This window comes from Alteromonas sp. a30 (genome assembly GCF_026788005.1).
GTDB lineage: Bacteria > Pseudomonadota > Gammaproteobacteria > Enterobacterales > Alteromonadaceae > Paraneptunicella.
Genome location: NZ_JABEPE010000010.1, coordinates 162,958 through 169,196, shown reverse-complemented (window position 1 = coordinate 169,196; position 6,239 = coordinate 162,958). Strand labels below are relative to the sequence as shown.

The following is a 6,239-nucleotide window of genomic DNA, read 5'->3' as shown; positions in this document are numbered from 1 at the left end:
GAATATCTGTATCACGGTGTGACTGGGCAAATGTTATCGACCAAAGTGCAAATAGGTGCGACATCGCCACTGCATCATTTGGCCTACAACGCTGCCAATGCTTATGACAGCTTTGGCAACTTAAAAGTGCAATCCAACGAAGTGACCCATTCCCAAGACAGTTTCACCTATGATGCGCTGCACCGCTTAACCCAATCGGGCATTACTGTTAACGGGCAAACGGCGAGCATTGACTACGGCTATGACGCCGTGGGTAACCTCACCAAAAAATCCGACTACTCCGAAAACAGTGCCAATGCCTACAGCTACACCACTGGCACCAACAAAATCAGCAGCATCCGCTTAAAAGATGACGCGGGCACGGTGAGCTTTGGTTACGACAACAAAGGCAATCAAACCCTTCAGACCGTGACAAGCAGTACGGGTAACGCTGCCTACAATCTCACTTACGATGTGTTTAATAAGCCGCTGACGATTCACAAAAATGGCAGCGACATCACGCTGGCCTATGGTGCGGACTTAGCCCGCTACAAACAAATCCGAGTGGTACAAGAAGACGGTCAAGAAAAAACTATCACGACTCACTACATCGGCAAACATTATGAAGTGGAAATCGACGAAAGTGGCAATCGTGAGCGCAAAACCTACCTAGGCGACCTTGCCATTATCACCGACAGCGACCGCGAAGGGATGCACATCAGCTACACCCACCGCGACCGCTTAGGCAGTGCGGCGACCTTCACCAATGCACAAAACAACGTCACCGCCAGACGCCACTTCGATGCCTTCGGCAAACCTCGAAACGGTGATTGGAGCCAACTAGAAAGCCTAAGCCTTGCGGCGCAACTTGGCACCAACCTGCTCGATACCAGCATGACCACCCGCCGCGGCTTTACCGACCACGAGCACCTAGACGAAGCCGAACTCATTCATATGAATGGGCGCGTGTACGACTACAATGTGGGCAGGTTTATGTCAGTGGACCCAGTGATTCAAAGTCCGGCAAACACTCAAAGTGTAAACCCGTATTCTTACATTATGAATAATCCGATGTCAGGGACAGACCCGACGGGGTATGAATCGTGTCCGCAAGGGCAGGAGTGTGCGAAAGTTGCGACAACAGGCACTCGAATACCTCAAGCGGTTGAAGCAAGTGGGAACTCTCTGGTTGGAACATCAAGTGGTATTAAATTTAATGGTTCATTTGGTGGAACTAGCAATGGTGCACAGTCGAGTGGTCAGACGACGCCTTCGGCGGACAAGCCCCAGAATAATGTTGATGTAATGGGGCAGGAGCAAGTTTCGTCTACACCTCCTCCATCATCAACATCACAATCTCCCTCGCCGAATAAAGTAGGGGTTGTTGAGCAAGTTCAGCAACTTGATCAGATAATTGTCGATGCTATCAGGGACTTTTTACCGATATTCGCGGATAATCACCCTGTTTCGGTTGCTATTGATGTACGTGATCAAACAGTAGAGGCACTTGCTGCTAATTCTCTAGATTTAGAAACGGTAGTTGATGTTGCTTCTAATGTTTTGGCTAAGAAAGTCAGGCAGGCGAAAGGAGTTGTTACAAAGGGAGGCGGGCAAAGGAAGTTCATGGAACCAATAGAGGATGCTGACGGCTCTCATACGGTTTGGAAAAAGAACAATAAAGGTGAGGTTACAAACCATCAAACCTTTAAACCGAATACAAACCCTAAAAACCCAAACAAATGGATGAAAGGTAATCGTACTGATGTTTCGGGTAAGTCTGAATTTAATAAAAAAACCAAGCGGTGGGTTGATACGCCTCATACTCATGATAGTTCTGCTCCAGGTGGTATAAGGCCAGCTCGTCCAGACGAACTTCCAAAGTAGTGAAAATTATATGAATACATTAGAAAAAATAATGAACTGGTATGCATCTAATTGTGATGGTGATTGGGAGCATAGCTTCGGAGTAAAAATAGATACTTTGGATAATCCTGGCTGGACTATTCAAGTTGATATTGCTGAGACAGGACTCTCGGGAAAATGCTTTGATGAAGTTGATATTCAGAGGAGTGAGACTAATTGGATTTATTGCAATGTTTCTGATGATGTATTCAAAGGAGCAGGTGGTACTTCCAATTTGGAAGAATTAATTAAAGTCTTTTTAAATTGGGCTGAAAATGGTTGACTTTGGGTTTTATAATGAACAGCCCAAACAAGCTAACCTTTGCCTTTGCCAACCAACTCTATCCGTTTACCCGAGCTTTTTGCGTAATTCATTCCCCAATTCGTCATCGATTCAACAATCGGTACAAGCGTTTTTCCAAACTTAGTTAGGGAGTATTCCACCTTCGGTGGCACCTGCTGATATACCTCCCTGTGTATAACCCCATCAGATTCCAATTCCCGAAGTTGTTTGGTAAGCATCTGCACTGTCACACCGGGAAGAATACGTTTGAACTCACCAAACCTAATGACTGGTTGACTTATTAGGTGGTAAAGAATAACGGATTTCCATTTCCCGCCAATCACGCCAATTGTCACCTCGACAGGACAAGAATAGATTTTTGTTTTTGTACCTGCATCCATCATTTCCTCCTTAGTATGTTTTTTATGAATATATCATAAAATTATGAGTAAAAGTTAAAACGAATGTAAGCGCACCACAAACCACTCCCTATAATGAAGCCTCTTAACCTAACAATCTCTGCTCTAAACATCCAACCGATGACTAACCTCACGAGCAAACAACAATTCTGGCTTACACACCTTCAGAGCATTTAATAATCCCAGTGCTCCTATGCTCAATACGCTCGGCCTCACGGCCTGAAGATTAAAGCCATTTACAATTAAGCCCCACTTTCGCAAACAACGTTTGCTAACTTCGAGTTCGACCAACTTTATCGAAGTGGTTTTCAAGTCGCCGCTGCCGAGGAACGCGGTCGAGTTGAATGCCATGAGCGCCAAGCTGGCTGAGACCAGAGACACATGCATTACCTGCGTCAGCAACGGCGCGAGAAAGCGAAAACTACGAATGATTCGCCGACCTCGGTCACGGCCATGCAATCGAGCACCAGTAGGCGGGCTTTATCAGTAAGGCGAATTGCAACTGCAATCCAGTGGCTGGTCGAGAACAGGTCATCGGTCCAATCGAAAGCCCAATCATGACTTTGGTCCGGCGCGACATGGTCGCCGAGCTTAAACCCCGTGGCTTCCGCATTAGCCTCCGACATACCGGTGTTATCGTCCATGGGGATAAGGCCATCGATCGACGGCCGATGCGCTTCACCCGGGTTTACGGAAGCGGTAAATGATGCGGTCAGTTCTGCCTCGGATCGCTGGATCGAGCGCCAGCTTCGAATGATCGTCGGCCGGGTTGCGCAGCAGGTCGGACTCCTCTTCGAGCGTAAACCCCGCGCGCTCGAAATCCGCGCGGATCTTCGCTGGGTCAATGCGGTGAAGCTTTCTGACGACCGCGCGAGTGTCGCCGCCGGGCACGGCGACGTGATCGACAACGCCGACAATCCCGCCCGGCTTGGTAGCCGCAAAGATTTTCGCGAGGAACGCGTCTGGGTCCATCCGCGGGAACTGGAACTTTTCGTTTTCCCAATAGGTATCGTGATAGACGAGGTGCATTAGCACAAAGTCGAAACTCGCCCGGTCGAGCGTCAGATCGACGGCGGTGCTCGAGATCAGGTGGACATTAGGAACGCGCGCGGCCAGGCCAGCAAAGTTCTTCTTACCTGCATTGTCGAGAAGATTGGCGGGCTCCCACGCGACAACCGCGCCCTTGGAACCGACCGCGCGGCCCATGATTTCGGCATAGTAGCCGACGCGCGAGAACGGGGCGGTGGTCCCGGTGAACAGGTCGAGCGCGCGGTCTCCCTGTTCAAGCCCTAAAAACTGCAGCACTTCAATGGGCTTGCGGCTTTCATCGAGCGCCACTGCCTCGGCTGGCCTCTCGGAAGCGGCGACGGCCACCTGCACATTGGCGGGAGCCGCTTGGACTGTTGCTATCGGCAATGGCGCGGCGAGTATAAGCGAGAGCTTGAGCGTTTTAAGAATACGCATTTGGTTTTCTCCAATGATGGTGACTGGAAGACGAAAGCGGCTTTCGTCTCAGTTCGGAATTAAGTGAGGTTCCTCAATTTCTATTTTGACTGGCCGATCGCAGACCAATCGCGCTCCACACCGCCAGCGGCGATGATCACGTCCATGCGTTCTGCGATCAGTTCTGTCAGTGGCAGTTCGGCATCGGCTGCCGCCGCGAGCGCCAAGCCCACATCCTTACGGCCCAGCCGCATAGGGAATCCAGCGGGCTCGAATCGCTTTTCCGCAATCATCGGTCCGTAGCTGCCGATCAGGCGGTTGCCGTAGTTCACCTCGAGCAGCAGCGCCGCCATCTGGTCTGCGGCGATGCCGTGGGCGGCAACGATGCGGAACTGCTCCGTCATCATCTGCATGATGGCCGGGATGCCGGCGTTAAAGGCGAGCTTTGCCGCCGCGGCCATCATCGGGCGTTCGCCGACACGATGTGTCGTAGCCCCGATTGAGTCGAACAAGGGCTGTACAATGTCCAGATCGTCCTCCGCGCCTGCCGCGATGACCGACAGCTTGCCGGCGGCTGCGACGTCCGGGCGACCTAATACCTGCGCCGACACGAATCGCTGTCCCGCGGCAGCGTGCGCCGCCGCAAGCCTGGCAGTGAGATCCACGCTGACCGTGCTACACGAGACATGGAGCAGGCCGGGACCTGCCGCAAGCAGCCCTCCGTCGCCGAACGAAACTGCCTCCAAGGCAGCGTCATCGGCGAGCATCGTCATAACGGTGCCAGTCCGGGCAGCCACGGCAAGATCGGCGGCGACTATAGCGCCCCGCTCAGCGAACGGCTCGGCCTTGGTCCAGTCCCGGTTCCATACGGTTACTTTGTGGCCGGTCGCCACGAGATTGTCGGCCATGCCCGAGCCCATTTGCCCGAGTCCGATGAAAGCTACATCCATCTTCTTATGCTCCAACCAGATCGGCAACGTGCGCGACGAGGCCAGTTTGGCCTGGCGCAACGTGGTCAGCCATGGTGTGGCGATCGGGGAAGTCGCCGCCGTTTTGCGAACGGAAGGGAATCGGCTTGTCGGTGAATAACCCAGCAAGACGCTCACGCCATGCTGTCTTGATGGCGTCCACTTCTTCCGCAGTGGAAACGTGAGCCGCACCATATACCGCATGTGTTGGAAGCACGTCCATGCCGGGGTAGAACAGCGCGCCATGGGTCAGCGGGAACAGCAGTTGGTCGATCGGCCCGTTGATACCGCGTGGGCCAAAATCGGCCGCTGGACCGCCTGTCTGCACGTTGACCAGCGCTCGCTTACCCTTGAGTATGCCCTCGCCAAAGCGGAACTGGTTGGAGCCATTTTGATAGCCGTACGCAAAACCGAAGGCATAGACCCGCTCTATCCAGCCCTTCAGTATCGCAGGCATGCCGTACCACCACAGCGGGAATTGCAGAATCACGGCATCGGCCTCGAGCAGCTTCTGCTGCTCGGTGATTACGTCGGGCGTCTGATGCCCGCTTGTGTAAGCATGGCCCGACTCCATGATAAATGACAGCCGTTCGGGGTTGTCACGAACTGGAAAGTCGTTGGCATCGTACACCGCTTTCCACTTCATGCCGTAGAGGTCCGAATGGACTACGGTGTGCCCAGCTGCCGACAACGTCTCAGCGGTCACGTCGACCAACTGCCGTGTTAGCGAAGTGGGTTCAGGGTGCGCGTAAACAATTAAAATATTTTTTTTCACTAGATAGTTTCCGTAAATGTTAAGTGGTATGCCGCTTGATTGATGTTCGATTTTCTATGCTCCAACAGCAATGCGAAACGGTAGCTTTTGCAACATTTGTTTTGCGATCTTGGGTCGGCGTGATGTGTACAAGCCATGATTGGCTCACACACGTTTTACCAAGACCCTACTTTTGCCTTGTCGTCAAAATGCGGCGCAGATATAACTTGCTTGTAACGAGTGCTCCGCAAATGTCCTAACTTGGCACTGCTGATAGACATTAAGGTATACATTGAAAACTAACAAGTACTCATAATTTTATGATGTAGTACGTAAAAACATACTAAGTAGAGAGCTGTTGGGCGTTTACGGGGGGCTGGGGACGAATTTAAAAATATAAAATACGATGACTAACTATATGACTTAAATGGTTTTTTGACTAAAACCACCTACGCAAATATGGGTTCGATAATCTTTATTTACCTTTGTCC

Annotated in this window: 7 protein-coding genes; 2 read left to right on the top strand and 5 right to left on the bottom strand. The window is 51.6% G+C overall.

Going from position 1 to position 6,239, the window contains the following annotated elements:
- Both HJG39_RS11725 and HJG39_RS11720 read left to right on the top strand, forming a co-directional pair.
- A partial coding sequence (locus HJG39_RS11725) for an RHS repeat domain-containing protein (RefSeq protein ID WP_326849257.1) occupies nt 1–1,863 on the top strand: 1,863 nt, incomplete at its 5' end.
- 10 nt (nt 1,864–1,873) lie between these two features.
- Complete coding sequence (locus tag HJG39_RS11720; RefSeq protein WP_268409403.1) at nt 1,874–2,164, top strand: immunity 53 family protein; 291 nt, start codon at nt 1,874–1,876, stop codon at nt 2,162–2,164.
- 32 nt (nt 2,165–2,196) lie between these two features.
- Here the strand turns inward: HJG39_RS11720 and HJG39_RS11715 are convergent, their stop codons facing one another.
- The 5 genes from HJG39_RS11715 to HJG39_RS11695 all read right to left on the bottom strand — a co-directional run bounded on the left by HJG39_RS11715 (nt 2,197) and on the right by HJG39_RS11695 (nt 5,769).
- The gene (locus HJG39_RS11715) at nt 2,197–2,568 is read right to left on the bottom strand and encodes a winged helix-turn-helix transcriptional regulator (protein WP_268409401.1); all 372 of its coding nucleotides are present in this window, start codon (nt 2,566–2,568) and stop codon (nt 2,197–2,199) included.
- A gap of 410 nt (nt 2,569–2,978) precedes the next feature.
- Entirely contained in the window at nt 2,979–3,227 is a 249-nt protein-coding gene (locus tag HJG39_RS11710) for a hypothetical protein (RefSeq protein WP_268409399.1), read from the bottom strand.
- A 34-nt stretch (nt 3,228–3,261) separates the two neighbouring features.
- Nucleotides 3,262–4,047 carry a class I SAM-dependent methyltransferase gene (locus tag HJG39_RS11705; RefSeq protein WP_268409397.1) on the bottom strand — a complete coding sequence of 262 codons (786 nt, stop codon included), beginning with the start codon at nt 4,045–4,047 and terminating at the stop codon, nt 3,262–3,264.
- Between the two features lie 80 nt (nt 4,048–4,127).
- Nucleotides 4,128–5,036, bottom strand: coding sequence for an NAD(P)-dependent oxidoreductase (locus HJG39_RS11700; protein WP_268409394.1), 909 nt, complete (start codon nt 5,034–5,036; stop codon nt 4,128–4,130).
- Nucleotides 4,981–5,769, bottom strand: a complete 789-nt coding sequence (locus HJG39_RS11695; protein ID WP_268409392.1) for an NAD(P)H-dependent oxidoreductase — start codon at nt 5,767–5,769, stop codon at nt 4,981–4,983. The genes HJG39_RS11700 and HJG39_RS11695 overlap by 56 nt, the downstream gene beginning before the upstream one ends.
- Nucleotides 5,770–6,239 lie beyond the last annotated feature (470 nt).